24 protein-coding genes and 1 riboswitch are annotated in these 26,418 nt (G+C 68.9%); of the genes, 13 read left to right on the top strand and 11 right to left on the bottom strand.

The window, feature by feature from the left end; genetic code table 11:
* Positions 1 to 2: 2 nt before the first annotated feature.
* The gene (cobG, locus tag ACEPPI_RS09240; RefSeq protein ID WP_373914741.1) at positions 3 to 1,292 is read right to left on the bottom strand and encodes a precorrin-3B synthase; all 1,290 of its coding nucleotides are present in this window, start codon (positions 1,290 to 1,292) and stop codon (positions 3 to 5) included.
* Between the two features lie 339 nt (positions 1,293 to 1,631).
* A riboswitch (cobalamin riboswitch) is annotated at positions 1,632 to 1,711 on the top strand.
* Positions 1,712 to 1,764: 53 nt separating this feature from the next.
* Between cobG and cobN the strand changes: the two genes are divergently transcribed.
* Positions 1,765 to 5,385, top strand: a complete 3,621-nt coding sequence (gene cobN / locus ACEPPI_RS09245) for a cobaltochelatase subunit CobN (protein ID WP_373914742.1) — start codon at positions 1,765 to 1,767, stop codon at positions 5,383 to 5,385.
* 434 nt (positions 5,386 to 5,819) lie between these two features.
* Here cobN and ACEPPI_RS09250 read toward each other — a convergent pair whose 3' ends face one another.
* The 3 genes from ACEPPI_RS09250 to ACEPPI_RS09260 form a co-directional block, all read right to left on the bottom strand.
* Positions 5,820 to 6,512, bottom strand: a complete 693-nt coding sequence (locus ACEPPI_RS09250; RefSeq protein WP_373914743.1) for a DUF6193 family natural product biosynthesis protein — start codon at positions 6,510 to 6,512, stop codon at positions 5,820 to 5,822.
* Positions 6,513 to 7,653: 1,141 nt separating this feature from the next.
* The gene (locus ACEPPI_RS09255; RefSeq protein ID WP_373914744.1) at positions 7,654 to 7,884 is read right to left on the bottom strand and encodes a hypothetical protein; all 231 of its coding nucleotides are present in this window, start codon (positions 7,882 to 7,884) and stop codon (positions 7,654 to 7,656) included.
* Complete coding sequence (locus ACEPPI_RS09260) at positions 7,881 to 8,078, bottom strand: hypothetical protein (RefSeq protein ID WP_373914745.1); 198 nt, start codon at positions 8,076 to 8,078, stop codon at positions 7,881 to 7,883. Before ACEPPI_RS09260 ends, ACEPPI_RS09255 begins: the two co-directional genes overlap by 4 nt.
* A gap of 155 nt (positions 8,079 to 8,233) precedes the next feature.
* Here ACEPPI_RS09260 and ACEPPI_RS09265 point away from each other — a divergent pair, with 155 nt between their 5' ends.
* Complete coding sequence (locus ACEPPI_RS09265) at positions 8,234 to 8,956, top strand: GntR family transcriptional regulator (RefSeq protein ID WP_373914746.1); 723 nt, start codon at positions 8,234 to 8,236, stop codon at positions 8,954 to 8,956.
* 70 nt (positions 8,957 to 9,026) lie between these two features.
* Here the strand turns inward: ACEPPI_RS09265 and ACEPPI_RS09270 are convergent, their stop codons facing one another.
* Positions 9,027 to 9,899 (bottom strand): GntR family transcriptional regulator, encoded by an 873-nt coding sequence (locus ACEPPI_RS09270; protein ID WP_373914747.1) that lies wholly within the window; start codon positions 9,897 to 9,899, stop codon positions 9,027 to 9,029.
* A 235-nt stretch (positions 9,900 to 10,134) separates the two neighbouring features.
* Here ACEPPI_RS09270 and ACEPPI_RS09275 point away from each other — a divergent pair, with 235 nt between their 5' ends.
* The 5 genes from ACEPPI_RS09275 to ACEPPI_RS09295 all read left to right on the top strand — a co-directional run bounded on the left by ACEPPI_RS09275 (position 10,135) and on the right by ACEPPI_RS09295 (position 14,718).
* Complete coding sequence (locus tag ACEPPI_RS09275) at positions 10,135 to 10,461, top strand: hypothetical protein (RefSeq protein ID WP_327136299.1); 327 nt, start codon at positions 10,135 to 10,137, stop codon at positions 10,459 to 10,461.
* Complete coding sequence (locus ACEPPI_RS09280; RefSeq protein WP_373914748.1) at positions 10,461 to 11,789, top strand: FtsK/SpoIIIE domain-containing protein; 1,329 nt, start codon at positions 10,461 to 10,463, stop codon at positions 11,787 to 11,789. Before ACEPPI_RS09275 ends, ACEPPI_RS09280 begins: the two co-directional genes overlap by 1 nt.
* Before the next feature lie 136 nt (positions 11,790 to 11,925).
* Entirely contained in the window at positions 11,926 to 13,272 is a 1,347-nt protein-coding gene (locus ACEPPI_RS09285; RefSeq protein WP_373914749.1) for a replication initiator, read from the top strand.
* The gene (locus tag ACEPPI_RS09290) at positions 13,265 to 13,453 is read left to right on the top strand and encodes a helix-turn-helix domain-containing protein (protein ID WP_373914750.1); all 189 of its coding nucleotides are present in this window, start codon (positions 13,265 to 13,267) and stop codon (positions 13,451 to 13,453) included. Before ACEPPI_RS09285 ends, ACEPPI_RS09290 begins: the two co-directional genes overlap by 8 nt.
* Positions 13,450 to 14,718, top strand: coding sequence for a tyrosine-type recombinase/integrase (locus tag ACEPPI_RS09295; protein ID WP_373914751.1), 1,269 nt, complete (start codon positions 13,450 to 13,452; stop codon positions 14,716 to 14,718). Before ACEPPI_RS09290 ends, ACEPPI_RS09295 begins: the two co-directional genes overlap by 4 nt.
* 105 nt (positions 14,719 to 14,823) lie before the next feature.
* Here ACEPPI_RS09295 and ACEPPI_RS09300 read toward each other — a convergent pair whose 3' ends face one another.
* The 6 genes from ACEPPI_RS09300 to ACEPPI_RS09325 form a co-directional block, all read right to left on the bottom strand.
* Positions 14,824 to 15,393 carry a hypothetical protein gene (locus ACEPPI_RS09300; protein ID WP_373914752.1) on the bottom strand — a complete coding sequence of 190 codons (570 nt, stop codon included), beginning with the start codon at positions 15,391 to 15,393 and terminating at the stop codon, positions 14,824 to 14,826.
* The gene (locus tag ACEPPI_RS09305) at positions 15,393 to 16,064 is read right to left on the bottom strand and encodes a polymorphic toxin-type HINT domain-containing protein (RefSeq protein WP_373914753.1); all 672 of its coding nucleotides are present in this window, start codon (positions 16,062 to 16,064) and stop codon (positions 15,393 to 15,395) included. The genes ACEPPI_RS09300 and ACEPPI_RS09305 overlap by 1 nt, the downstream gene beginning before the upstream one ends.
* Before the next feature lie 931 nt (positions 16,065 to 16,995).
* A complete protein-coding gene (locus ACEPPI_RS09310) occupies positions 16,996 to 17,271 on the bottom strand; it encodes a hypothetical protein (protein ID WP_271245378.1) in 276 nt (91 codons plus the stop codon).
* A complete protein-coding gene (locus ACEPPI_RS09315; protein ID WP_373914791.1) occupies positions 17,264 to 17,605 on the bottom strand; it encodes a hypothetical protein in 342 nt (113 codons plus the stop codon). Before ACEPPI_RS09315 ends, ACEPPI_RS09310 begins: the two co-directional genes overlap by 8 nt.
* 155 nt (positions 17,606 to 17,760) lie before the next feature.
* Complete coding sequence (locus tag ACEPPI_RS09320) at positions 17,761 to 19,008, bottom strand: helix-turn-helix domain-containing protein (RefSeq protein ID WP_373914754.1); 1,248 nt, start codon at positions 19,006 to 19,008, stop codon at positions 17,761 to 17,763.
* Positions 19,009 to 19,585: 577 nt separating this feature from the next.
* Complete coding sequence (locus tag ACEPPI_RS09325; RefSeq protein ID WP_373914755.1) at positions 19,586 to 20,458, bottom strand: GntR family transcriptional regulator; 873 nt, start codon at positions 20,456 to 20,458, stop codon at positions 19,586 to 19,588.
* Positions 20,459 to 20,638: 180 nt separating this feature from the next.
* On the opposite strand from ACEPPI_RS09325, the gene ACEPPI_RS09330 reads away from it, so the two are divergent.
* The 6 genes from ACEPPI_RS09330 (at position 20,639) to ACEPPI_RS09355 (ending at position 26,337) form a co-directional block, all read left to right on the top strand.
* Positions 20,639 to 20,992: a hypothetical protein gene (locus ACEPPI_RS09330; RefSeq protein ID WP_373914756.1), complete on the top strand. Its 354-nt coding sequence runs from the start codon at positions 20,639 to 20,641 to the stop codon at positions 20,990 to 20,992.
* Between the two features lie 65 nt (positions 20,993 to 21,057).
* Positions 21,058 to 22,416: a cell division protein FtsK gene (locus tag ACEPPI_RS09335; RefSeq protein ID WP_373914792.1), complete on the top strand. Its 1,359-nt coding sequence runs from the start codon at positions 21,058 to 21,060 to the stop codon at positions 22,414 to 22,416.
* A gap of 40 nt (positions 22,417 to 22,456) precedes the next feature.
* The gene (locus ACEPPI_RS09340) at positions 22,457 to 23,233 is read left to right on the top strand and encodes a DUF2637 domain-containing protein (protein ID WP_373914757.1); all 777 of its coding nucleotides are present in this window, start codon (positions 22,457 to 22,459) and stop codon (positions 23,231 to 23,233) included.
* Positions 23,234 to 23,384: 151 nt separating this feature from the next.
* Complete coding sequence (locus ACEPPI_RS09345) at positions 23,385 to 24,830, top strand: replication initiator (protein WP_373914758.1); 1,446 nt, start codon at positions 23,385 to 23,387, stop codon at positions 24,828 to 24,830.
* A complete protein-coding gene (locus tag ACEPPI_RS09350) occupies positions 24,830 to 25,042 on the top strand; it encodes a helix-turn-helix domain-containing protein (RefSeq protein WP_373914759.1) in 213 nt (70 codons plus the stop codon). The genes ACEPPI_RS09345 and ACEPPI_RS09350 overlap by 1 nt, the downstream gene beginning before the upstream one ends.
* Positions 25,042 to 26,337, top strand: coding sequence for a tyrosine-type recombinase/integrase (locus ACEPPI_RS09355; RefSeq protein WP_373914760.1), 1,296 nt, complete (start codon positions 25,042 to 25,044; stop codon positions 26,335 to 26,337). The genes ACEPPI_RS09350 and ACEPPI_RS09355 overlap by 1 nt, the downstream gene beginning before the upstream one ends.
* Positions 26,338 to 26,418: the final 81 nt, after the last annotated feature.

Below are 26,418 nucleotides of genomic sequence, written 5' to 3' on the forward strand. Positions count from 1 at the left end.
CTTCACAGCGACGGTGATGGGGTGGTGCTGCGGGCGGCCGTGAGGGCCGCCGCCAGGTCTGCGTGCGCGACCGGTGCGGCGGGCCGCCCGGGCGCGGAGATCTCGTACCCGTCCGGGGCGGCGACCAGGTCCACCCAGGCGGTGCCCCTCGGGTGCCCGCAGCGCCGCTCGCATCCGGACCAGTGCACGGGCAGCGGGCCGGCCGTCCGCGCCGCGAGGGCACGCGCGTCGGCGCGTACGTCGGCCCGGGACTTGGCACAACCGGGCCGTCCCGTACAGGCCGTGACGGACCGTCGGGGATCGTCGGGTGCGGTGATGAGCCCGGCTTCGGCGAGGGCGTCGAGCGCGGGGCCGGCCGCACGGTGCGTCAGGCCGGGGACGACGACCCCGCGCCAGGGGGTCAGCCGCATCCGGCCGGTGAGCCCGGCCAGCAGCCGCCACTGGCCGGCGGTCAGCCGCCCGAGGGGTGCGAGCACGGACAGCGCGGCGGCGCCCCCGGGCCCGGACACGATCCCGGGCTCGGGTCCGTCGGCCGCGCGGGGCGCGGGGATGTCCGCCACCCGTCCCGCGATTCCGGCGGCGGCGAGGCGATCGGCCAACACCCTTACTTCCAGAGCATGTTCGGGGGGCAGCTCGCTCACCCGCCAGGCCCGGGTACCGGCGCGCCCGGCGGCGTCGAGGAAGTACGACGCGGCGAGCAGGGCGGCCCGGGGGGCGTCACCGGCAGCCACCCGGACGCCCTGCGGGGACCCGGCCGTCCACACCAGGGCGCCGTCCGCGCAGGCGGTCAGCGTCACGTCCCCCGCGAGGGAGGCCGCGTCGCCGCGCCCGTCGTCGAGGGCGAACAGGAACCGGCCCGACAGCCGGGCCGCGCCCGGATCCGCGCACAACAGCCGGTCCAGCAGCGGCACCCAGCCCGAGACGTCCGGCAGCCCGGCCCGGTCGAGGCCTGCCAGCGGCGACGCGACGACGTTGCGGACCCGCTCGTGGGAGGGGGCGGGGAGCAGCCCGGCCCGGCTCAGCAGCTCCGCCAGCTCCCCGCCGCAGCTCTCGCCGAGGCCGCGCAGCTGTGCGTTGCCGCGCGAGGTGAGGTCGAGGTGGCCGTCGCCGAGCCGTTCGGCGGCGTCGGCCAGCAGCAGGGCGGCCGGTCCGTCGAGGAGTCCGCCGGGGATCCGGATGCGCGCCAGGAACCCGTCGTCGGCCGCGTGCAGGCGCAGCGCGCCGGGGCAGGCGTCACCGCGTTCCCGTATGACGGGTTCGTCCCGCGATGCGGCGGAAGGGGGCTGGGGCATGGCCGCGAGCATACCCACGATTGCCCGCCCCCGACCTGTGTCCGTCGCCACCCCGCCGCCCCGGACCGGCACCCGGATTCCGCCTCCGGATTCCGCCTCCGGATTCCGCTTCCGGCCCCGGTGGTGTCCGGGGCGCGGGGCGGGCGCGCCGGAGCACGGGCGGTTGGGGACACCGGGCGCGGGGCAGAGCTCCGACGAAGCCACCGCACCCCGCCCACCCCCACCGGCCCCGCCGACCCGCACCTCCCGCCCACCCCCACTCCCGGCCAGGGACGACGCCGCCTAAGATGACCTTCCGACGGGCCGCTCGGCCCGTCATCGCCGAGGACGGCGACATGGGAGGAAGCCCGGTGCGATTCCGGCGCGGTCCCGCCACTGTGAACCCCGCGGAGCACCCGCGCGGGGTGAGTCAGGAACTCCCGCCGTCCTCACTGCCCGGGGCGCGGAAACCCCGAGGAAGGCCTGCCGCCGCATGATCCTGCTGCTGTCGACGTCCGACACCGATCTGCTCAGCGCTCGCGCCGCGAACACGGCGGACGGCCCCGTCCCGTACCGGTTCGCGAACCCCTCCCGCCTTCCCCTCGACGACCTCCCGGGCCTCCTCGACGGCGTCGGCCTCGTCGTCGTACGCCTCCTCGGCGGCCTGCGCGCCTGGCAGGAGGGCCTCGACGTCCTCCTGGCCCCCGGCCAGACCCGTCCGGTCGTGGTCCTGACCGGCGAACAGGCCCCGGACGCCCAGCTGATGGAGGCCTCCACCGTCCCCATCGGCATCGCGGCCGAGGCGCACGCCTACCTCGCGCACGGCGGCCCCGCCAACCTCGAACAGCTGGCCCGGTTCCTCTCCGACACCGTCCTGCTCACCGGCCACGGCTTCGAGCCCCCGGCCGGCTCCCCCACCTGGGGCCGGCTGGAGCGCACGGCCGGCCGCGACAGCGGCCCCCGGGTCGCGGTGCTCTACTACCGCGCCCACCAGATGAGCGGCAACACCGCCTTCGTGCACGCCCTGTGCGAGGCCGTCGAGGCCAAGGACGCGCAGCCCCTCCCCCTCTACGTCTCCTCCCTGCGCACCCCGGAGCCGGAGCTGCTGGCCGAGCTGGAGGGGGTCGACGCGATCGTCACCACCGTCCTGGCCGCCGGCGGCACCCGCCCCGCCACCGCCTCCGCGGGCGGGGACGACGAGTCCTGGGACGCGGGCGCCCTCGCCGCGCTGGGCGTGCCGATCCTCCAGGCCCTGTGCCTGACCGGCTCCCGCAGCACCTGGGAGGAGAACGACGAGGGCCTCTCCCCCCTCGACGCCGCCACCCAGGTCGCCGTGCCCGAGTTCGACGGCCGCCTGATCACCGTCCCCTTCTCCTTCAAGGAGATCGACGAGGACGGGCTGCCCGCCTACGTCGCCGACCCCGAGCGGGCCGCCCGCGTCGCCGGCATCGCCGTGCGCCACGCCCGCCTGCGCCACATCGAGCGCCGCGACAAGAAGATCGCCCTCGTCCTCTCCGCGTACCCCACCAAGCACTCCCGCATCGGCAACGCGGTCGGCCTCGACACCCCCGCCAGCGCCGTCGAACTCCTGCGCACCCTCATCTCCCACGGCTACGACTTCGGCCCGACGGCCGACATCCCCGGCCTGGTCTCCGGCGACGGCGACGAGCTGATCCGCGCCCTGATCGAGGCCGGCGGCCACGACCAGGACTGGCTGACCGAGGAGCAGCTGGCCCGCAACCCGGTCCGCATCCCGGCCGCCGACTACCGGCGCTGGTTCGCCGAGCTCCCCGCCGAACTGCGCGAGAGCGTCGAGGAGCACTGGGGCGAGGCCCCCGGCAACATGTTCGTGGACCGCTCCGCCAACCCCGAGGGCGACATCGTCCTCGCCGCGCTCCGCCGCGGGAACCTCCTCATCCTCATCCAGCCGCCGCGCGGCTTCGGCGAGAACCCGATCGCGATCTACCACGACCCGGACCTGCCGCCGTCGCACCACTACCTGGCCGCGTACCGCTGGATCCAGGCGGCCGCCGAGGACGGCGGCTTCGGCGCCGACGCGATGATCCACCTGGGCAAGCACGGCAACCTCGAATGGCTGCCGGGCAAGAACGCCGGCCTCTCGGCCTCCTGCGCACCGGACGCCGCGCTCGGCGACCTGCCCCTGATCTACCCCTTCCTGGTCAACGACCCGGGCGAGGGCACCCAGGCCAAGCGCCGCGTCCACGCCACCCTGGTCGACCACCTCGTCCCGCCGATGGCGCGCGCCGAGTCCTACGGCGACATCGCCCGCCTGGAACAGCACCTGGACGAGTACGCGCAGATCAGCGCCATGGACCCGTCCAAACTCCCCGCGATCCGCGCCCAGATCTGGACCCTGATCCAGGCGGCGAAGCTCGACCACGACCTCGGTCTCGCCGAACGCCCCGACGACGACGGCTTCGACGACTTCCTCCTGCACGTCGACGGCTGGCTGTGCGAGGTCAAGGACGCGCAGATCCGCGACGGCCTGCACGTCCTCGGCGGCGCCCCGACCGGCGAGGCCCGGGTCAACCTGGTCCTCGCGATCCTGCGCGCCCGCCAGATCTGGGGCGGCACCTCCGCCCTGCCCGGCCTGCGCGAGGCCCTCGGCCTGGACGAGTCGGCCGCCACCCGCACCTCGGCGGACGAGGTCGAGGCCACGGCCCGCGCCCTGGTCCAGGCGATGGAGGACGCGAACTGGTCCCCGGAGGCGGTCGCCACGGTCGCGGCCGGCCACCCCCGGGCCGTCGCGGACATCCTCACCTTCGCGGCCCACGAGGTCGTGCCCCGCCTGGCCGGGACCACGGACGAGATCGCCCACGTGGTCACCGCCCTGGACGGCGGCTTCGTCCCGGCCGGCCCGTCCGGCTCCCCGCTCCGCGGCCTGGTCAACGTCCTCCCCACGGGCCGCAACTTCTACTCGGTCGACCCCAAGGCCGTCCCGTCCCGCCTCGCGTGGGAAACCGGGCAGGCCCTGGCCGACTCCCTCCTCACCCGCTACCGCACCGACAACGACGGCGAATGGCCCGCCTCGGTCGGCCTGTCCCTGTGGGGCACCAGCGCGATGCGCACCTCCGGCGACGACGTCGCCGAGGCCCTCGCCCTCCTCGGCGTCCGCCCCGTCTGGGACGAGGCCTCGCGCCGCGTCACGGGCATCGAGGCCATTCCCCTCCCTGAACTCGGCCGCCCCCGCATCGACGTGACGCTCCGCATCTCGGGCTTCTTCCGCGACGCGTTCCCGCACGTCATCGGCCTCCTGGACGACGCGGTCCGGCTGGCGGCCTCGCTGGACGAGCCGGCCGCCCACAACTACATCCGCGCCCACGCCCAGGCCGACCTCGCCGCCCACGGCGACGAGCGCAAGGCCACCACCCGCATCTTCGGCTCCCGCCCCGGCACGTACGGCGCGGGCATCCTCCAGCTGATCGACTCCCGCGACTGGCGCACCGACGCCGACCTGGCGGAGGTCTACACGGTCTGGGGCGGCTACGCCTACGGCCGCGGCCTGGAGGGCCGCCCGGCCCGCACCGAAATGGAATCGGCGTACAAGCGCATCACGGTCGCCGCGAAGAACACCGACACCCGCGAACACGACATCGCTGACTCCGACGACTACTTCCAGTACCACGGCGGCATGGTGGCCACGGTCCGCGCCCTGCGCGGCACGGCCCCCGAGGCCTACATCGGCGACTCCACCCGCCCGGAAACGGTCAAGACCCGCACCCTGGTCGAGGAGACCTCGCGCGTCTTCCGCGCCCGCGTGGTCAACCCCAAGTGGATCGAGGCGATGCGCCGCCACGGCTACAAGGGCGCCTTCGAACTGGCGGCGACGGTCGACTACCTCTTCGGCTACGACGCCACGACCGGGGTCGTCGCCGACTGGATGTACGACAAACTGACGGAAACCTACGTCCTGGACCCCACGAACCGCGCCTTCCTGGAGGAGGCCAACCCCTGGGCCCTCCACGGCATCGCGGAACGCCTCCTGGAAGCCGAATCCCGCGGCATGTGGGAAAAGCCGGACCCCCAGATCCTCGAATCCCTCCGCCAGGTCTACCTGGACACGGAAGGCAACCTGGAGGGCGAGTCGGACTGACGCGGGCGACACCCTCCGCGCTCTGGTCCCGACGGTGCAGGCCGTCCTCCTCGCCCACTGAAGGGGCGAGGAGGACGGCCTGTTCTCTGTCACTTCCCTGGATCCGGAGTACAGATCCTCCGTCGCGACTCTCGTCGAGGAACGCCGGGATCGCCTCTCCACAGTGGAACTTATCCTCCGCGGGCGACGCCACCGCATTCCGTCGGCTGCGGAGGACCTCCACCACCACATCCGCGAAGAGAGGACTGCTTCTTCCTCCTTCCCTCCCTCACTGCCCTAACGGGCTCCGGCGACTGGAACCACTCGCGCCGCGGCCAGCACCTTTAGGAACCTCGGGGCCCCATTCGCTCAGATTCGAATCGCTCTGCGACAACCTGTGCACACGATCGCCGCCGGAAAATTCCCGACGGGGACCGCATAAAGATTAAGTGCAATCAAGAGAAATTATGAAAGATCAGGGACTGTGCGGCATTAGCCAAGATTGCGAGGCTGGCCGTTTCTCCGCCGGAAGCGGAGACGAGGTATTTCTCGCCATGGCGCTCAATGAGAATTTCTCCTGCACATCTGTCGTAACAGTCCACGGCGAGTCGCAGGGTTTCATGTGAGAACGATGGGAAGAGTTCTCGGAGTCTGACATCGGACTGGAGCAGGCGAATCAGATGAAAATGCTCCCGGAACCGCTCACTCTCGGCGAGGATTCTCCACTGAACTTCGACCGCATCCCCATCCTCATGAGCCTGGCTGATTCGACCATATTGAAGGAAGGGGAACTCCGTGCCGATTTCCCGAAGCGATGCCCCTTTGCGCCATGAATCCATCGCGGAAATCAGGATGAGCAGATCAGGCGTGCCCCCGCTGGCCCAAACAAATTCACGACCTTCAAGCGTCAGCGAAAATGATCGACGCCCCAGTCCGAGAAGTACCGACATCCTCCCTCGACGCGAATTGGCATTAGCGGTCTTGAACATCCCCTCACCCGAGCGAGCCTGCGGGCCGACTTCTCCCAGGTCAATCCCGTTTAGATTCGAGACATGCACAATCGACGCAACCAATCCGCCACATTCGATCAGATCAGCATAGTAGCGCGCATCCAAAATCTCTGAAAGATTCACAACGCCTTCGCTCATATCACCCCTGTTCACCGCATGGCCGGTCTGGCACGCCGGACTCATATCTCACCCCAGATGTGCACCTTTTTAAATATCGGATCAGCCCAGTCCGGTTCGGTCAGATCCATCTCTCCGTGATGATCATAGAACTTGACCTTGTCCCATGTGGTCTGGCCGTTTGCTAAGAGCGCGCGCTATCCAGCCCATCTCTTGTTCCGTGGCCTTCGCTCCGGCTGACATCCCCCGGATGGCCGATCCTTCCCAGCCTCCGGTAAAGCCTGCAGTGTAGACGTGAATTGTAGTGTCTGGGTCCTTAATTGCCCTCGTCACGCCAGTCATCCACTTGCCATCGGCCCAATCCTTGCCTATGAAGTGCGAGAATTTTTTGCCCGTAGCCCATTCCACGAGCCCTGCTTCTTGCATGCCAAGTGCAACATTCTTGCAGTTGTGAACCAAGATTGCTGTGGAACCTGCAAGAACATATTACGTGTGCGTGCTGAGGTGCTGTCATCTGCGTTTTCGCAGGTCAGCGGAATTCAGTCAGTCCGTGGGCGTGCGTGGAAGTGCCTTGTCGTGCGCCCCTGTTGCCGTCGGCGTTGCCGTCACATGGCTACGCGTGTGAGGGCGGCGGAGTGGGCTTTGGCCGGTGTCCTGTTCTGGTTGGGGTCGGGCATGGTCAGGGGGCCGTACGCTGGCCGGCAACTCGGGCAGGCTTTGATCCTGCCCGGAATTTGAACGAGTGGCCCCCTGGCCTTGCCCGACGCGGGCCCCGGCCCGAACAGGTGGGTAAAGCCCACGGAGCCGACCGCCCCCACTTCCGGGCCTTCGCCCCGGCCAACTCCCCGCCGTCGCCTTGCCGTCGGCCTGGCGTTCGCGTGCGGGCGCGTCCGGCTTCCTCAGCGCTTCCGGTGGTCCGCTACGCGTTTCTGCGCGGCCTGGTCGCTGGCCGGCCCGCGGTGGCGGAGCCGAGAGCGGGCCGGGTGGGCGGCCGTGCCGCGCGCGACCCGCGTCAGCGGGTCGCCTTGAAGACGTAGAGAAAGTTTGGACGCATCCCTCTTCGGCGGTACTCCGTGGTCGGTGGCCGAGCATCCGGTTGGGCTGCTGGCCCGATGCGATGGTCTGCGGGTTGTGGGTGCTGTTCCGGCTGGCAGTGGTGGTTCTACTCGACTCGGGTGACCTTGGCGTGGTCGGTGAAGACGCGTCTGAACAGGTCGTGGCCGGTGCGTCCGGTGTGGCGGAGTGCCCAGTCCTGTGCGGCCTCTTGCTCGTCGTGGGGGCCGGATTCTGCGTCGCAGCCGACCGTGACGCAGAACGCCTCGTAGGTGATGCCGCCCTCGGGCGCGTGGCGGATGGTGTGAGTGATGTGCCGGTAGACGGCGCGGGGGCTCACTGGTGGCCCTCCGGGTGGCGTCGCATGTAGACGTTGCAGTCGCTGACGGTGGTCATGTCGCCGACTACTCGGGCCCGGTCGCGCACGTTGGCCAGCTCGGCGCAGCCCGCGCAGCCCTCGACTGGTGCCGGGTCCGGTTCCAAGCGCAAGGGGAGTTCGACCGGCGGGGTCGAGTACCTGGTCGGCTCCGTCATGCACATCGCCACCTCTCGAACGTCACATGGCCGACCTCTTGACAGGCCGGTGCTCTAGTTCAGTATTCGAGTGGCCGAAGCACTCCCGCTACGGTTCGCAGTGCACTAGTGTGCCATCACTGACACCACGTCAACTCAACGGAGGGGCACGCCTTATGCCCAGTCCCAAGACGTTCACGAAGATTGCGGATCACTTCCGGGAGCGCATCCTGTCGGGAGAGCTTGAGCCTGGCGCCAAGCTGCCGACCAACCGGGAGATCGCCGGCCAGTGGCAGGCCGCGGCCGCCACCGTCTCCCGCGCCTTGCAGGCCCTCCAGGTGGAGAACTTCATCCGCACCACCCCGCGCGGCACCTACGTCGCCGACGACCCGCGCTGGACACTGTCGGCGCGAGACCGGCTGGCCCGGGTCCAGCGTGTGAAGTCGTTCCTCGCCGAGGGCGAGACGAGCCGGGTGACGGCCGCCGAGCTGATCATCCCGCCGCTGTACGTGGCGGAGATCTTCGATCTGGAGGCCGGGGACCAGGTGGTGCGGCGCGAGTGGCTGGCGGGCCGGGGCAAGACCCGGACCGTGTTCGCCGTCACCTGGTACCCGGCCCCGTTCGCCGCCCTCGTACCGGACCTGCTGAACACCGCCCCGGGCCGCAATCACGGATTGTCCGCCCGGGTTCTGGAAGCCACCGCGCGCACGATCACCCACGCCCGTGACGACATGCACGCCCGCCCCGCCGATGCCCGAGAGGCGAGCGCACTGGGGCTGCCGGTCGGCTCCCCGATCCTGGCCGGCGCTCACCGCTGGTCGGATGCGGAAGGGATCATCGAGTACGGGGAGTGGTGTCTGCCGCCCCGGTTCACCATCGGCTACGAGTACCAGCCCTGACCGGTCAACGCGAAGCGTCCCCGAATGCCAGCCTGCGGCCTTCGGGGACGCTGTCGTTCTCGTGCCTGTCTCAGTTGCCGTCGCGACCTTCGAGACGTTCGACGCGCTCCTCCAGCTCCTCGATCCGCTCCAGGGCGCGTTCCAGTTTGTAGGCCAGATCTGCAACCCCGGCGGTCGGGAACTCCTTCGCCGGGATGTCGGATGCCTCGGCCGGCTTGTCCACTGGTTGGACGGTGACCGGTACTTCGGTGCCGAACTCGCCGCCCAGGACGACGTACGCGACTTCCCGATGCGATCCTCTGGTCTCGTGGATCTTCTTGACCCTGCCCTCCAGGGCGAGGAACGTCAGGGCCTGGTCGGCTGCTTCGGCATCGCCTCCGATCGCGTCTACTACCTCGTCCACGGTCAGCGTGGCGCCCCTGGACAGTGAGCCGTCCCTGATCTTGCGGACCAGGCGGCCGTGGATGAGCTGGGTGGCGAAGCCGTGGTCGTCCCAGTCGCGTACGTAGACCTCGTCACCAGGCAGCTCGCCGGGGAACCGCAGCAGGAAGTTGCCGGCCAGCAGGGCAATGGCGTTGGTGACCACGTTCAGCGGCACCGCGTAGTGCTCGGCCAGGACCTCTCGGGCTGGGAGCCTGGCGCCGGGGGCCAGGGTGCCGGAGTAGATCTGCTGCTGGAGGTCGCCCGCGACCTTCTCGAAGGCGTCCTCGAAGTCGGCCGAGCGTGTGACGAACGTGCCGCGTCCCTGGCGGGCGATGACCCAGCCCTCGTTCCGCAGGAGCCGGATGGCCTTCTGCACGGTCAGGCTCGACGCCTTGTAGGTCTGCATGAGCTGGGTCTGCGTCGGGAGCAATTGGCCCGGCCGCAGCTTGCCGTCCCGGATCTCCTGCCGCAGGTCGTCCGCGATGCGCTCGAACGTCAAACGCGCTTCGTCAGCAGGCATGTCCATCCCTGGTCCGGGTCCGATTGGGTTAGAAGGGCTGCTTGCTGCCGCCCTATTTCACCAGCTCAGCCCCCAGGGTCAGGGTAGCGGCCCTACGGATGGACCGCCGCAGCAACGGATGGATTCACGCAGAATGGACTACGGATGGACTGAGGATTGATGTTATGTTGTGCGGCACGTGATCACCCACACGGGTGAATCGCATCCTTCTCCCCGGAGGTTTGCCGTGAAGACCATGCCCATCGACCAGTCACAGGCCCTGATGATCCTGGCCTCCGAGCCCCGGCCGCAGTTCAAGGACCGCGAGGGTCGGCAGCCCGCGATCGACCGGGGCACCGGCGCCCACGTGCACCTGGTGGACGTGATGTTCGCGTTCAACGGCCGGGCGGAAGTGATCGCCGTGAAGGTCCCGGAGCCGGGTCTCGGCAAGGGGCTGAAGGTCGGCCTGCCGGTCGTTTTCACCGGGCTTGTCGCGTCGGCCTGGGAGAACGAGATCAACGGCAAGGACCGGCACGGTGTCTCCGTGCGTGCCGACGCCATCACCGTCAAGGCAGGCGCCTGATGCCCGACAATCGCCTTGGGCTCGCGCTTCTCGTCGTCGCCGTGCTGGTCGCGCTTGGGCTGCTGGGCTGGGCCGGGCACAGCTTCGCCCGCTGGTACCGGGCCGATGCCGAGACCCGTATCAGCCTGCGGCAGGCGCGGCGGATGCGGTGGGGCTGGAAGCGGCTCGCCCCGATGCTCGGCCTGGCGGTCAAGGACGCCACCCCGACCGTGCTCCAGCAGTACGGCCCCCAGGAACAACCGACCAAGCCGCGCGTGCTGGTCCCGCGCCTGCACACCCGCGCCGACGCCTTCGGCGTCACCGTCACCGCCGATGCCCTGCCGCAGGTCGGGCTCAGCGCCTGGCAGGACGCGAACGAGGGCCTGTGCGACGCCTGGGGTATGCGTCGCGTCCGGATCAGTCAGCCCAAGCCCGGAGTGATCGTCGCGCGTGGCTTCCGGCGCGAGCCGCTGGAGGCGGTGATCCGCTCACCACTCCTCGGTCCGGATGGCTCCCCGGTGTGCCGACCGGGTCAGTTCGTCTCCACCGATGACGTGCTGCTCGGCTGGGACGAGGACGGCGCCCCCATCGTTCTCAACCTCGCGTACTCCGCGCACGCCCTCGTCGCCGGCCTCACCCGCTCCGGCAAGTCGATCACCGTCAACACCCTGCTCGCCTACGCCTCGCTCATGCGGGACGTGCGTCTGATCGTGATCGACCCCAACCTCGGCGCGGTCGCGCCCTGGTGGCGTACCGCCTACAAGGTCTCCGACGCCATCCACCCCGACGAGCCGACCGAGATCCTGCGCTGGGTGCGCGAGGAGATGCAGCTCCGGGAACGGCTGTTCTGGTCCGGCCGCACCGACCGCATCACCGACTTCAGCCCCGAGCTGCCGCTTCTATTGGTGGTGATCGACGAGGTGGCGAACTACACCCGACACCCCGACCGCAAGGCCCGCGAACGCTTCGAGGCCGAGCTGCTGGCCATCGCCAGCCAGGGCGCCAAGTTCGGCATACGGCTGTGGCTGCTCACCCAGAAACCCTCCGCGGACGTGCTCACCACCGCCGTACGCACCAACTTGTCCGCCCGGATCTGCCACCGCGTCGACACCGTCGAGGACTTCCTCCACCTCTTCCCCGACGGCCGGGACCTCGACATCACCGCCGCCGACCGCACCATGCCCCAGGGCGTGTCCATCGCCTCCGTCGGCGACATGCGCACCGCCGTCCGGCTGCGCTCGGTCTACCTGCCCACCGAAGCCTGCTGGCAGATCAACGACCTCATGTGCGTCGAGGGGCTCAAAGTCCGCGAACTGCCCGACCGCGTCGACCTGGACAAGGCCGCGTGACCGCCGCCTCCTGGTCCCGCTTCGCAGTGATCCCCGGCAAGGGCGCGTAGTCGCCAAACCCTCGCCCTTGCCGGGGCCTCCCTCCCATCCATCCACGGCACGCGTGTGTGCCGCAGTGCAGAGAGGTCCCGCCAGCATGCCACCGCGCGACCCGACCACCACAATCCCCCGCCCCGAACCCGCCACGGCCGCGCTGCCCACGTTCACCGGGTACCGCGATCTGCTCGGCCTGGTACGGCAGCTGTCCTCGCTCGGTGGCTGCGCCCAGCCGATCCGGCTCGAAGGCCAGCGCACCGAGATCGACGCCTTCACCGGCGAGATCCTGCGCGAACTGAAGTCCAAGGAACTGCCCGCCGGGCACCTTCTGGTCCGCTGCGGCAATCGCCGCATCACCCGCTGCCTCTCGTGCGCCGAGCTCTACCGCCAGGACACCTACCAGCTCATCGCCGCCGGCCTGCGCGGCGGCAAGAACATCCCCGAACAGGTCGCCACCCACCCCCGCGTCTTCGCCACCCTCACCGCACCCTCATACGGCCCCGTCCACGGGCGACGCACCAGCGGCTCCGCCCGCTGCCGCTGCGGACGCACCCACACCAAAGGCGACCCGCTCCTCGGCACACCGCTCGACCCCGAGCGCTACGACTACAGCGGCGCCGTGCTGTGGAACGCCCACGCCCCCGCCCTGTGGGCCCGCTTCATGCTCCACCTGCGCCGCACCATCGCCACCGCAGCTGGTCTCCCGCAACGCCTGCTCCACAAGGTCGTCCGCGTCTCGTACGCCAAGGTCGCCGAGTACCAGCAGCGCGGACTGATCCACTTCCACGCTGTCATCCGCCTCGACGGCCCCGCAGGCCCCTACACCCCGCCGCCCGCCTGGGCCACACCCGACCTGCTGGCCGATGCCATTCGGATCTCGGCCACCCGCGCCCGCATCGACGGGCCGGAGGCCAACGGCCGGGCCCGCGCCTTCGTCTTCGGCGAGCAGATCGACACCAGGATCATCCGGTCCACGGCCTTCCAGGGCGGGACCACGATCACCGAGGGCAAGGTCGCCGGATACGTCGCCAAGTACGCCACCAAGGGCACCGAAGCCGCGACCGGCACCCTCGACCACCGGCTGAAGAGGATCACCGACCTCTGGTTCGAGTCGGTACCCGAGCACGCCGCCCGCATGATCCGCACCGCCTGGGCCCTCGGCGCCCGCGACGACCTCAAGCACCTGAACCTGCGCAAGTGGGCCCACATGCTCGGCTTCCGCGGCCACTTCTCCGCCAAGACCCGCGCCTACTCCACCACCCTCGGCGCCCTCCGGGCCGCCCGAGCCGCCTGGCATCGCCGCCACACCCCGCCGCCCTCCCCGACCACCCTCGTCCTCGCCCACTGGGCCTACGACGGCACCGGCCTCACCCCCGACCTCGAACGCCTCGCCGTTCTCATCGGTGGCGGCCCAGCGCGCGAGCAGGAGGTGACGGCCGGTGCGTGACGACGACGAACTCCTCACCGCCCCCGAGGTAATGGCCCGCCTCAAGATCAGTCGCTCCGCGCTCTACGACCTCCTGCGCACCCGGCGCCTGGCCTCGCTGGCCATCGGCCGCACCCGCCGCATCCCCGCCCACGCCCTCGCTGACTACGTCCAGCGCTACCTGGAAGAGGCCGCCCGATGACCGCCCCCAAGCGCAAGAAGGCCCGCGCCAACGGCGAAGGCACCATCTACCAGCGCAAGGACGGCCGCTGGGAAGCCGCCGGCTACGTCCTCGCCGCGAACGGCACCCGTAAACGCGTCCGCGTCTACGGCAGCACGCGGAGGGAAGCCGCCGACAAGCTCGCCGAGAAGATCGCCGACAGCAACCGCGGCCTCCCCGTCGCCACCGCCGACAGCACCCTCGGCGACTACCTCACCTACTGGCTGGGCACCGTCGCCGTCCACCGGCTCCGCGAGAACACTCACACCCGATACGCCGCCTGCGTCCGCCTCCACCTCATCGCCGGACTCGGCACCAAGAAGGTCGCTCGCCTCACGGCCAAGGACGTGCGCACCTTCCTCGACCGGCTCCGCACCACATGCCAGTGCTGCGCCCAGGGCCTGGATACCGAACGGAAGAGGTGCTGCGCCGTCGGCGAGTGCTGCCAGAAGCAGCTGTCCGCTTTGACCGTGACCTACGTGCACTCGGTGCTGAAGTCGGCACTGGAACACGCCGTCCGCGAAGACGAGCTGCCCCGGAACGTCGCCCGCAACGTCAAGACCACCACGCACCAGCCCAGGCGCTTCCGTCCGCTCACCGCAGTAGAGGCCCGTCAGTTCCTCGACACGGCCCGCGCCGATCGGCTCCACGCGCTGTACGAACTCGCCCTCCGCACTGGCCTCCGCAAGGGCGAACTCCTCGGCCTCCACTGGGAAGACCTCGACCTCAACGCCGGAACGGCCAGCATCCGGCGCTCGCTCCAGCGCACCCGAACCGGCGGCCTCACCCGCCTCCCCACCAAGACCCGGGCGTCCGAGCGCCGCATCGCCCTCCCCACCGAATGCCTCCACTCCCTCAAGGAGCACAGAGGACGGCAGGACAAGGAGCGAGGGACAGCAGGATCGGACTGGAGCGACAGCGGGCTCGTATTCACCACGCCCACCGGACGGCCTCTCGACCCGGCCAACCTCACCCGCCGCTTCCGCAGCTTCCTCAACCGGGCCGGCCTCCGACGCATCCGCTTCCACGACCTCCGCCACTCAACCGCCACCCTGCTCCTGGAACAGGGCATCGACCTCGTCGTCATCAAGGAACTCCTCGGCCACGCCCACATCGGCGTCACCGCCGGCGTCTACGCCCACGTACGGCTCCGACTCCAGCGTGACGCCATCGACGCCTTGGGCCACGCACTCGGCGGTCAGGACGACGACGCTGACGACCCACCCACTGCGGTCGCCATCCGCTGACGTTGCCGTCAGCGTTGCCGTCAAACGGCACGGAGCCCTCATCGACATCACTGTCGATGAGGGCTCCGTCGCACTGCTACCAGATTCCGATAACCCCGCCACAAATCACGGGGAAATTGTCGGAGGATTCCACTCGGCACACTCCGCTACGACTCGCGCAATCTGCCGACGCTTCGGGTAACTGGAGCGAATCTTAGAGAGGCGTTCCGTGTACAATTCCGCGACCTCGGCCCCCTCTTCGGACAACAAGCGAAAATCACCCTCGCGCCATATGTCCTCAACTCCCCGCAGAGTCGTCTTGATTCCCTGAAACTCGGCCCTTGAGTATCCGCCGCCAGCCTGCAACAGATCATCGCAGGAATCCCAGAAGTTCCCCACGCTGGATCTGATCCTCCATTCGCGTTCGTCTGAAGGCAGCTCTTGCGCCGCCACCAGAATCGCCACGCCAGCAGCTGTCGATTGAAAATATGACGGGTCAGACGAGTCCTCCAGGGCGCCGATCTCGCTTCGCCAGCTCCTCAGCGAGGCGATCTTCTCTGCACCTCCAGGAACTGCTGGACCGCTGCACCCAGCGACGATGTCATCGATCTCTGCCAGGCGCGAGGTCCCCGCAACCTCAAGGATGGGTCGCATCCTGGCGAGAGACAGCCCTCCGGTCAGGCTCCACAAGTCCATCAGCCGCCACCCCCTAGAACCACTCGCCATGGCGTGTTTCCAGTACTCGATACTCCGGTGCCCTTGCCGATCGGGCTTGGCGTGAGGCCCACGCCTGGACCTGTCGCTTGCGCGAAGCATGCAGGGCACATCCTAGTCGACGAAGCCATCCCTGCGATCTCCCAGTCGCTCCCCAAGCGATTCATGATCGTAGCCTCGGCATGGCCTTGCCCGGGGATGTAGCGCTCGCCGCGCAGCGGCGCATTGCCACCCCTCCATTCATCGGGCAGACCCGTGCGTTCAGTTGCAACCCACGTTTCAGATCGACCCGTATTCACGTTCCGAACTCGGGCAACCGCAACTGTCGATGCCTCGTCGGCCCGCGTTGCATAAAGCTCGCGGGCTCGATCAAGCAGAGCACCGCCGCAATTGTGAACCAGGACCGGCGTCGCCCCCGCGAGCACATAGTACGTGTGGAGGTCGTCGACGGTGAGGTTGTAGGCGGGGGTGAGTCCGGTCCAGTGCCGGACATTATTGATTTGTGCCGTGCCGCCATCAGGGGTGCGGAGGGCGTCCTGAGGCGTGAGATCTCCGGCGTCCTTCCACTTCTTGTCGTTCTCCGACCAGAACGGGTGGTGGCTGGTCGCTGTGACGGATCCGCCGCCGTTGCCGTCACTATTGCCGTCAAACACCCCAGAAGCCCCGCCGGAACGAAATCCGGCGGGGCTTCTTGGTCATGCTCGGAAGTAGATCCGATCAGATTCTATGAAATGACTATTCGGTCCAGCTCTGGAAGCGAAGTCGGTGGCTCATCGCCATACCAGGCGTATTCGAGGCCGGACAACATGCCCGATTCAGTCCAGAGAATGACTTCGCCAACAAGCTCACCCTTCTCGTCGATAACCGTGCAAGTTACCGGCACAACCCCACTTGGGATAGGAGCACGAGGTGCGTCATTGGTGATTCGCAGGTCAACACTCGCAGAATTGGATCCCCATAGGGCCGTCACACGAACCTGATCAAGTTGATGACGGAGCTCCGCCGCTCCAGGGAAATCCACTTGCAGAATCCGCTCCACTACCGCCCGCTCATTAGCGGTCAGCGGGCGGGGTTCGACGGGAACCCTCATCTACCTACCTCCAGGGAACTTATCGGGGTTGAACGCCGTGCCGATTCTCGGAACGCCGTTTACGACAGCTCCTCGAATAGTCACATTCTCACCATCAATGACTCGACCCACTTCAAATCGCCCCGCCGCCGGAAGGTCGCTTACATCTCCCAGACTGTCCACGATACGCCGCATTGCCTGCTCACGGCCGCCAGAACTAGCGACTAGGTCAGCGAAGCCGTGCTTCTCCGGATCGATAACATGCTCCAGTTTTGCTGGCGTACTCGCCGACTTATAGGTCTCGTCCAGGATTTTCGGACAGAGTCCACCCGAATTGTGAACGAGAACGGGAGTCTCGCCCGCCAGCACATAGTACGTGTGCTGGCCAGGGCCCTCTCACCTGTGTTTATGCAGGTGAGAGGCGTTTCAAGGTTCCGCTGGCGTCCTTGGTTGTGCGGGGAAATCCGTGGTTGTTGCTGTCGCTACTGCCGTCAGCGGTGCCGACGGCGGGGCGTTCACTGCCAGGCGCCGGGTTCGGCGCGGAGGGTGGTGCGGGTGGTGCGTTGGTAGAAGTCGTGGCCGGTCTGGGCGCAGTGCTCGGCGATCCAGCGGGTCAACTCGTCCTCGGTGTGCACCTCGCCGGAGGTGGTGCCGCAGCCGTGGTCTTCTCCGGTGACGCAGACGGCCTCGAAGGCGGGCAGGGTCATGGGGTCCACGACGGTGGTCACGTGGTACTCGCGAAAGCGGTAACGTCTGCGAGCCGGAGCCTCGGTGCTGGTGGCGTCAGGCATGGCCGGTCGCCCGTCCCTGCGGGTCCGCGATGCGCTGTCCACGCGACTCCGCCACCCGGAGCGCGTCTGTGAGGGCTTCGGTCAGCCGACAGGCGAGCCACCGGTACTCGACGGCCGAGAGCATCGTGGCTCCTGGCGCCACGACTCCGCGGGCGTACTCCAGGAGTTCCTCGCCCATGTCGAGCTGAACCTCTTCGATGCTGTCCGCGAGTGAGGAGAGGTAGCCTCTGCCATCGGTGCTGAGGTAGCAGGGGTTCCCGTCCTGAGTAGTCCATGGCAGTAACCGGGGACCGGTCACACCTGCTGCTGCGTCGTGCAGCTCCCTGCGGCGCATGCGGTCCGCGTCGGTCCTGGATGTGCTCACCGTGAACCCCCACCTGGGTCGCCGAATGGAATACGGCGACCGTAGGGGCTCACTGTCCGTCACTCCATCGATGCGGCATGCCAGTTGGCGACGGAGTGTGTCGAAAGTATCGCGTTGCGTGGTAGCTATCCGACGACGCCCAGGTAGTCGGCCATCTCCCGCATCTCCGTCGTGAGGGTGCGCTTGCGTTTGCCCAGGATCTCCTGCATGGTCTCGGCTGCCATGTTCTGGTGCCGCATCCATTCTGGGGCTGCCTCCCGGGCGCGGGTCAGTTCATCCATGGCGGCTGACAGGTCGCCTGTGCGTGTGTGGGCACGGGCCACGTCGAGGGTGAAGCGGTTCCCGTCGTTCGTGCTGGGCCTGCCCAAGCGTTTCCATGCCTTGGGCGACAGCTCCTCCTGTTCCCCGGCATTGCGCACTACGGCGCGTGCGTCGCCTACGACCATGGAGTCTTCGAGAGCCTTCATCGCCGCCGTGACCGGCCCGAAGACAGACCAGTGCCGGGAGACGTTGCGGTGCGACGTACCAACGGCGGCTGCCGCCACGCGGGCGGCCTTCCGGTATTCCTTCGCCACATCTGGGCGGTTGTTGCGGGCGGCTGCGGCTGCGGCCTCCATGGCCAGACCGCCCCACACCGCGTAGTGGTCCGGTTCGGCACCGGTGATCTTCGGTTCCACCGCGTCCATGCTCTGGGTGGCGATCCGCTCTGCCTCGTCCAGCCGGCCCTGCCGGACCAGGAGCCAGCACATACCGCCGACACCCGAGCCTGCCGCGAGCATGTCCCCGGCCTGCCTGGCATCTGTGATCGCACCGGCCAGGGCTGTGTAGGCGATGTCGTACTGCCGAACCTGGGTGAGGTAGGTACCGGCCAGACGCAGAGCCTCGGCGCGGGCCAGAAGCGCCTGTCGGTGCTCGTCTCCGCTGTCGTAGTAGGCAACGGCCCTCATGGCATCACGCAGCAGGTCCGGCAGTTGAGTCGCGACGCTCTTGTAGCTATCGGAGAAATACAGGACCCGCGCATCTCGCACCGTCCGGCTGTAGGCGCGCAGGTTCGGTTCTTCGCCCAGCACTTCGGCGTCTTGGTCCACGAGCCCGACAGCCGGGGTGAGCACGGCGCGAAGCTGGATCAGGTTGACCCGGTTCGGCTCCTCGGTGCGGCCCACGGGTTCGGGGGCGTCGGACGCCATCAGCTTGGCGGTGGTCACGCCCAGAGCGCGGGCCAGGACGTGAAGGGTTTCCATACGGACCGTCCCGCCCTGCTCGACCTTGCGCACCGTGCCAGGCGAGACGCCTGCGACGTGGGCCAGTTCTTCCTGGCTCATCCCGGACCGACGCCGGTACTTACGGACGTTGTCAGCCAGTTCGGTAGTCATCAGCTCAACACCTCCAGCGCCACGGTACGCCGGAAGGGCGTATCAACCGGGGGCTACCCGGCAGATACCCACCCGGGGGCGGTAACCCACGCTGCGTACGGGGTTGGGCACACCGTCGGCCGGCCTCCGGCCAGACCGGGGCCTGAGCGGGAGGGGTCCCTCGTCGGTCGGGCAGCTTTGCCGTACCAGGGTTCTCCGGGGGCCGCCAAGGCTCACCCTGTGACGCTTGCGCTCGGCCTTGGCGGCCCCCGGGGGTTCCTGGTACGCCTCCGGTGACCGGGCGACGAGGGACCCCTCCCGCGCCCCGGACCACTCACCACGACGGACCCGCACCCCACACTCGGCCCCCGGCCCCTCGGAGGGAGGGCCGGGGCTTGGGGCAGAGCCCCAGAACAGCTTGCTGCTGCTGGTTGTTGCGCGCCCGGACCGGCGGGGGCGCCGACAAGCGGGGCGGAGACATGAGCGGGCGGCGGCCCCGAGGGGCCGGAGCGCGCGCGGGCCGCGTCAGCGGGCCGCCTTGATCAAGTAAAGAAACTCTGAACAGCTTCCCCTGTCGCCCCATCTGCCGAACTGGCCCTCAGGGGCGCTGCTGCCGGCGCTTCTTCGAGTCGGCCAGTGCGGCTTCGAGCTTCTCGCGTGGCGATGCATCCGTGTCGGCCTCGTCGTCCTGGAGGGGCGGCAGGAACAGGCCGCGTCGGCTCGTCTCGCGTTTGATCTTCCGGCGCTCGTTGAAGACTCGCTGGTGTTCCTCGCGGATGGTGACCCATCGCTGGTCGAGTTCCGCTTCGCGTGCCAGCAGCTCGTCATCGGTGAGGTCGGCGAAGTCTGCGGCGGCTGCGCGGGCCTCGCGGGCGATCTCTTCCCGTAGCAGGTAGTTCGTGATCGGCCCGGGGTGCTTGCCCGGCTCCGGGGCCTGGCGCACGAAGACGCCGCGGCCTTTGACCGAGTACACGAGTCCTTCCTGCTTGAGGCTTCGGTAGGCGTTCTGCGCGGTGGAGTTGGCGACTTGGAAGCGCTCTTGGATCTCGCGGGCGGGCGGGAGCTGGGAGCCCGGAGGGTAGGTGCCTTCTGCGATGTCGCGGCGCAGGAAGTCGGCCACCTGGACGTAGGGCGGACGTCCGTCGTCGTTGCGGATGAGATCGATGGGCCAGTCCGGACCTGGCTCCTCGTCGTCGGCGTCCGCTGCTGTGGCATCAGGGGCACCGGTCCCGGCGACCGCCGAGCTGACGAAGCTTCCCCGGCCTAGTTGGGAGTAGACCAGTCCTTCCTGCTTGAGGACTCGCAGGGCGTTCTGGACGGTGGAGCTGGAGACGCCGAACCGCTCGCCGAGCACGTTCGCCGAGGGCAGGCGCTCGCCCGATGTGAACTCGCCGGTCAGGATCGCGTCCCGCAGAGCGCCGGCCGCTTGGAGATACGGCGGTCGGGAGTCCTCGTCCAAGGGCAGGGTCATGACCCCACCGTATCGCCTGCCCGGTGGACCGCTACGGGCAGATCCCTGGGCTTCCCGCCTGACCGTCCAACCATCTCATCGCACTCACAAGCTAATCGAGCTTGCAAGTTCAGCGATTATCTCCTTATGCTCGTGGCGAGTCGATCAAGCGGCTCCATCTCGAATCTGAGGAGTGATGGCATGCCCATGCCTCGTATCCGTGTCGCCATGCAGAAGACGGCGGTGTGCATCGCGGGCACCGAGCCGGTGCTCAAGATCAAGGACCAGCAGACCGGCGAGGTCGCCACCGACCGCGAGACCGGCGAGTCGCTGTACACGGTGACCGTGATGCTCATGGAGGACGGCCGCGCCGAGATCATGAAGATCACGGTCCCGCAGTCGGGCCTTGTGGCCGGGCTCAAGCCGGGGGCGATGGTGCGGCCGGTGGACCTGTTCGCGACGCCGTGGGCGCGGATCTTCAACGGGCAGCTCTCCGACGGCATCGCCTACCGCGCCGCCCGTCTGGAACTGATCGTGGCGGAGGCAGCCCAGTGACCGGCCTCGACCTGGGGAACCTGACCGACCCTGCGTCGCAGGTGCTGCTGGTCGTGGCAGTGCTCATGGGTGTGTGCCTGCTGCTGACCGTCGTGCGCTACGTGCTGGCTGACAAGGGCACGCGGGTCAGCATGCGGCAGGCCGTGCGGGTGCGCTGGGGCTGGGTGCGGCTGGCACGGATGGCAGGGCTGACTGTCACCGACAAGACGCCGGGCCTGCTGGCACAGATCACCTCGTCCAAGGACGGCCCCGCCCCCGCGCCCAGGGTGCTGACGCCCCGGATCAAGGTCAAGCCAGATCAGTTCGGCGTGATCGTGCGTGCCAAGACCCTGCCGCAGGTCGGGCTGGAGGAGTACCAGAAAGCGGCCCGGTTCCTGGCGGATGCCTGGCGGTGCACGCGGGTCTCCGTCCTACCGGACGGGCCCGGCCGGGTGGTGATTCGGGGCGTGCGCTCGGATCCGTTGACCACGCCGACCGAACACCGACCCACCGGCCGCCCGCCCACGGACCTGACTCGCTGGGAGTTGGGCGTGGACGAGTACGCCGCCCAGGTGTGCGTGTCCCTGGCCAACGTGCCCGGGGTGACTGTGGCCGGCACCCCGGGTGCGGGGAAAACCTCGGGGATCAACAAGTTCGTCTGCGACTTCGCGCCGTCGGCTGCCGTACAGATCGCAGGTGCGGACGGGAAGGTATCGAGGGCCTCGGAGGGCGACTACGCCGACCTGGTCAAGCGGATGTTCGCCTTCTGCGGTGACGACCTGGACGAAGCGAACGCGCTGTTCAAGCGCATGGTGGAGCTGCGCAAGCGGCGTTCCTCGACCATCCGTGACGTGCTGGGCGTGAAGAACATGTGGCACGTCGGCCCCTCGCCCGAGTGGCCTCTCGTTGTCCTGATCATCGATGAGGCGCACACGTTCTTCCGCGAGTACAAGGGGAGCGACGCCGAGACCAAGCGCCTGGCCGCGCTGACGGCGGAGAACGCCCGCCTGGTGGAAGACCTGGTCAAGAAGGGCCGCAGTGTCGGGATGCTGGTGATCCTGATCAGCCAGAAGACCACCGGCGACGCCCTGCCGACGTTCATCCGCGACGTATGCCCGGTCGGGCTGTCCTTCGCGCAGAAGACCGTGGAAGCCGCGGTGGCCGCGCTGGGCGACGACATCCGCAACTGGCCCGACGCCAGCCCTGTGACCTTGCAGGACCCCGCCTACGTCGGCGTCGCAGTCATGGCGATGCAGGGCCGCCCCGGCTACACCCGCATCCGCACCCCTTACGTCTCGGATGCCGATGCAGCCCAAATCGCGGAAGCCACCTCACACCTGACCACCGACCCGGCCCTGTGCCTGGACGCACTTCTCGACTCGATCGGCTGGGCCCCCTCCGGCGATGACGAGTCGGACGGCCCCGTCCCTCCGTCCAAGCCCTGAGCGCCTCTGAAATCCCGCGTCTGAGAGGAGGCCCGCGCACATGGAGGAGGAACGATTCACCCGCCACACCGTGACCACGGTCATGGCCGTCATCGCGGCCCTGGCCTTCGTCTTCTCCTTCGGCAACGTATGGGCGCTCGCACTGCGGCTCGGCGTCCCCCGCCCGATCGCACCGCTGATCGCCCCCATGGTGGACCTGTCCGTCGTCGGACTCCTGGTCGCACTGCGGTTCCTGGCCCTGCGCGGCATTCCCGCACGCGAGTTGAAGGCCGGCACCCGCCTGCTCCACCTGTGCGGCGTGCTCACCCTCGCCCTGAACACCGCCGAACCTCTGCTCATCGGCCACTATGGCCGCGCCTGCCTGGACACCGTCGCCCCGCTCCTGCTCCTGGGCTGGGGCCGCGTCGGACCGGCCTTCCTGGCGCAGTTCCACACCGCAACCCACCTTGCTCCGCAACTGGAGGCCACCACAACGTCCATCCCCGCCCCCGCCCCCGTCACTGAGCCGGACCCCGACCCGGCACCCGCTCCCGAACCCGCCACCCCGGCCCGTGAGCCGCTCCCCGCCGCCACGCCCGTTCTGGCCCCGGCCGTCGTGCCCTCCGTGAGCGAGGCACCCGCGCCCGCCCGGGCCTCCGCTGCCAAGACGGCCGTCACCGGCGCCCGTTCGTCGTTGCCCGCCGCACTGCTCGACGCGGCCCGGCACATCGCGGACACCCACGACACGGAACACGGAGCACCGATCACCGCCACCCAGCTGGCAACGCGCATGGGCGTCGCCCTGCCGGTGTCCACCGCCGCACTCGCTCAGCTCTGAGCCGCCGCAGCCGCCGGCCGGATCACCTCACCTGAACCCCACGCCCACCAATGGGCCCGGTTCGTCATGCCCCGAGCAGCACCCAAACGCCCCCTCGCTGGCTGGTTGCTGCTCGGGGCCACCCACCCCGACAGAAGGGACACGCCCCGACATGGTCACCCTGGACCTGCGCCACGTGGCAAGCCCCGCCGTGCGGGACCTGCTCCAACTGGTCAACCTGCCAGACTTCGACCGCACACAGCAGCAGATCGAACACCTCGGTGGCTGCACCGAACCCGTCCGCCTGACAGGCCACACCACCACCGTCGACACCACGACCGGTGAGGTACTGCGCTCCTACACCACAGCCGACGAACCCACTGGCAGCCTGCTCACCACATGCGGCAACCGCCGCTCCTCCCGCTGCCCAGCCTGCTCCCGCGTCTACGCCGCCGACACCTACCACCTCATCCGCGCCGGCCTGACCGGCGGCAAGACCGTCCCCGACACCGTCCGCACCCACCCCCGCGTCTTCGCCACCCTCACCGCACCCTCCTTCGGCCCCGTCCACAACCGCCCCACCAACACCGACGGCGGCCCCCGCCCCTGCCGCTGCCGCAAGCTCCACGAACCCACTGACGCGCTGCTCGGCACCCCGCTGAACCCCGCGACCTACGACTACGCGGGCGCGGTCCTGTTCAACGCCCACGCCTCAGTACTGTGGGCGCGCTTCACGATCTACCTGCGCCGCGAGATCGCAGCCCGACTCGGCCTCACCCAGAAGGCCGCCCGCGCCGTCCTGCGGGTCTCCTTCGCCAAGGTCGCCGAATACCAGAAGCGCGGCCTGGTCCACTTCCACGCCGTGATCCGGCTCGACGGCCCGGACGGCAGCGCCCAGCCCCCGCCGCCGTCCGCCACCGTCACCCTGCTCACCGATGCCATCCGGGCTGCTGCCGCCCGCGTCCGCGTAACCGTCGTGTCGGACGCGATCGGGGAACGCGAACTCGCCTGGGGCGAGCAGCTCGACGTACGGGAGATCGCCGCCTTCGGCATCGACGCCGAACTGACCGACCAGGCCGTGGCCGCCTACGTGGCGAAGTACGCCACCAAGTCCGCCGATGCGTCCGGCACCCTGGACCGGGCCCTGTTCTGCCGCCCCTGCCAGGGGCGCGGCGCCACCGTCCTGACCCACGGGACCCCGCTCCCGTGCACCGCCTGTAGGGGCACCGGACAGGCCCGCCCCCTGCCCCGACTCGCTGTCGCACGCCACGTCCGCCAGATGATCCGGACCTGCTGGGAGCTCGGCAAGCTGCCGGAGTTCGCCGACCTCAAGCTCTGGAAGTGGGCGCACATGCTCGGCTTCCGCGGCCACTTCTCCACCAAGTCCCGCTGCTACTCGGTCACCCTCGGCGCGCTGCGCGAAGCCCGCCGCACTTGGCGCACCGAACAGGCACGCACCCGGGCCGGTCTGCCCGACCTTGACCCGACGACAACCCTCGTCGTCGGCCACTGGGCCTACCACGGATCGGGCTACATCCCCGGCGCCGGACTCCTCGCTGCCGCTGTCTGGCACCGCAGGGAACTGGAACGGCAGTTCATAGCGGAAGGGGGCTACTGATGACCTCGTACCAGCCCACCGCGCCCAGTACATCTCAGGAACTGCTGACGGTTCCCCAGGTCATGGCCCGCCTCCAGCTCGGCCGCTCCGCCGTCTACGACCTGCTCCGGACCCGACAGCTTGCCTCGATCACCCTCGGCCGCGCCCGCCGTATCCCCACTCACGCCCTCACTGATTTCATCCGCACTCGACTCGACCAGGAAGCCGCCTGATGACCCCGCCCAGCGACACCCCCGCCTCCCGCCGCGTGCGTGCCAACGGCGACGGCACCGTCTACCAGCGCAAGGACGGACGCTGGGAAGCCGCCGGCTACGTCCTCGCCCCGGGCAACACCCGCAAGCGCATCCGCGTCTACGGCAGCACCCGCACGGAAGCCCTGGCCAAGCTCACCGAGAGGATCGCAACCAGCAACCGCGGCGTCCCCGTTCCGTCCGCGCAGGGCAGCGTCAGCGCATACCTGACGTACTGGCTGGAGGCCGTTGCCGTCCATCAGCTCCGCGAGAACACCCACACCCGCTACACCGCCTGCGTCCACCAGCACCTCATCCCCGGCTTGGGCAAGAAGAAGCTCGCCAAGCTCACCGCCAAGGACGTCCGCACCTGGCTCAACCAGCTCCGAACCACTTGCCAGTGCTGCGCACGCGCCATCGACGCTCACCGCGATCAGCCTCGCTGCTGCGCCGCTGGGACGTGCTGCTCCAGGCGGCTCTCACCGCTGACGCTGGCGTACATCCACTCCGTCCTCAAGTCCGCCCTGGAGCACGCCGTCCGCGAAGAGGAGATCACGCGGAATGTCGCCCGCAACGTCCGCACGGGTACGCCGCGCCCCCGTCGGTTCGAACCGCTCACGGCAGATGAAGCCCGGCAGCTCCTCGCTGCTGCCCGCAATGACGGCCTGTTCGCGCTGTACGAACTCGCCCTCCGCACCGGCCTCCGCAAGGGCGAACTCCTCGGCCTTCAGTGGGGAGATGTCGACCTCAGTGCTGGCACTGCCAGCATCCGTCGTACCCTCCAGCGCACCCAGACAGGCGGACTGACCACCCTGCCCACGAAAACCCGCGCATCCGAACGGCGCATCGCCCTCCCCATTGAGTGCATCAACTCGTTGAAAGAACACCGTGAGGGCCAGGAAGGAGAACGTGACGCGGCAGCAGGGGGCTGGAAGGAGAGCGATCTCGTCTTCACCACACAGGCAGGAGGGCCGATCGATCCGGCGAACCTCAATCGTGGCTTCCGTTCCCTCCTCGGTCGGGCAGGGCTCCGCCGCATCCGCTTCCACGACCTGCGGCACTCCACCGCCACCCTCCTCCTGGAGCAAGGCGTCGAACTCGTCGTGATCAAAGAACTCCTCGGCCACGCCCACATCGGCGTCACCGCCACCGTCTACGCCCACGTCAGACTCCGCCTCCAGCGCGACGCCATCGACCTCCTGGGCCGCACACTCCGCAACCCCAACCGGCCCGACGACGGTGACGATCCACCGCTTTGCGCACCGGCCGTCCGCTGACGTTGCCGTCAACTACTGCCGTCAAACACGGCAGGAGCCCCACCGAGAATGCGCCTCGGTGGGGCTCCTGAATTACTCTCG

Origin of the sequence: Streptomyces sp. AB3(2024) (assembly GCF_041862025.1) — a bacterium.
Classification (GTDB): domain Bacteria; phylum Actinomycetota; class Actinomycetes; order Streptomycetales; family Streptomycetaceae; genus Streptomyces.

Bases quoted from the DNA above. Each gene is read 5' to 3' on its own strand.
- cobG (WP_373914741.1), bottom strand. From the start codon at position 1,292: ATGCCCCAGCCCCCTTCCGCCGCATCGCGGGACGAACCCGTCATACGG.
- cobN (WP_373914742.1), top strand. From the start codon at position 1,765: ATGATCCTGCTGCTGTCGACGTCCGACACCGATCTGCTCAGCGCTCGC.
- ACEPPI_RS09250 (WP_373914743.1), bottom strand. From the start codon at position 6,512: ATGAGCGAAGGCGTTGTGAATCTTTCAGAGATTTTGGATGCGCGCTAC.
- ACEPPI_RS09260 (WP_373914745.1), bottom strand. From the start codon at position 8,078: ATGACGGAGCCGACCAGGTACTCGACCCCGCCGGTCGAACTCCCCTTG.
- ACEPPI_RS09265 (WP_373914746.1), top strand. From the start codon at position 8,234: ATGCCCAGTCCCAAGACGTTCACGAAGATTGCGGATCACTTCCGGGAG.
- ACEPPI_RS09270 (WP_373914747.1), bottom strand. From the start codon at position 9,899: ATGCCTGCTGACGAAGCGCGTTTGACGTTCGAGCGCATCGCGGACGAC.
- ACEPPI_RS09275 (WP_327136299.1), top strand. From the start codon at position 10,135: ATGCCCATCGACCAGTCACAGGCCCTGATGATCCTGGCCTCCGAGCCC.
- ACEPPI_RS09280 (WP_373914748.1), top strand. From the start codon at position 10,461: ATGCCCGACAATCGCCTTGGGCTCGCGCTTCTCGTCGTCGCCGTGCTG.
- ACEPPI_RS09285 (WP_373914749.1), top strand. From the start codon at position 11,926: ATGCCACCGCGCGACCCGACCACCACAATCCCCCGCCCCGAACCCGCC.
- ACEPPI_RS09295 (WP_373914751.1), top strand. From the start codon at position 13,450: ATGACCGCCCCCAAGCGCAAGAAGGCCCGCGCCAACGGCGAAGGCACC.
- ACEPPI_RS09300 (WP_373914752.1), bottom strand. From the start codon at position 15,393: ATGGACTTGTGGAGCCTGACCGGAGGGCTGTCTCTCGCCAGGATGCGA.
- ACEPPI_RS09310 (WP_271245378.1), bottom strand. From the start codon at position 17,271: ATGCCTGACGCCACCAGCACCGAGGCTCCGGCTCGCAGACGTTACCGC.
- ACEPPI_RS09315 (WP_373914791.1), bottom strand. From the start codon at position 17,605: ATGCGCCGCAGGGAGCTGCACGACGCAGCAGCAGGTGTGACCGGTCCC.
- ACEPPI_RS09320 (WP_373914754.1), bottom strand. From the start codon at position 19,008: ATGACTACCGAACTGGCTGACAACGTCCGTAAGTACCGGCGTCGGTCC.
- ACEPPI_RS09325 (WP_373914755.1), bottom strand. From the start codon at position 20,458: ATGACCCTGCCCTTGGACGAGGACTCCCGACCGCCGTATCTCCAAGCG.
- ACEPPI_RS09330 (WP_373914756.1), top strand. From the start codon at position 20,639: ATGCCCATGCCTCGTATCCGTGTCGCCATGCAGAAGACGGCGGTGTGC.
- ACEPPI_RS09335 (WP_373914792.1), top strand. From the start codon at position 21,058: ATGGGTGTGTGCCTGCTGCTGACCGTCGTGCGCTACGTGCTGGCTGAC.
- ACEPPI_RS09340 (WP_373914757.1), top strand. From the start codon at position 22,457: ATGGAGGAGGAACGATTCACCCGCCACACCGTGACCACGGTCATGGCC.
- ACEPPI_RS09345 (WP_373914758.1), top strand. From the start codon at position 23,385: ATGGTCACCCTGGACCTGCGCCACGTGGCAAGCCCCGCCGTGCGGGAC.
- ACEPPI_RS09350 (WP_373914759.1), top strand. From the start codon at position 24,830: ATGACCTCGTACCAGCCCACCGCGCCCAGTACATCTCAGGAACTGCTG.
- ACEPPI_RS09355 (WP_373914760.1), top strand. From the start codon at position 25,042: ATGACCCCGCCCAGCGACACCCCCGCCTCCCGCCGCGTGCGTGCCAAC.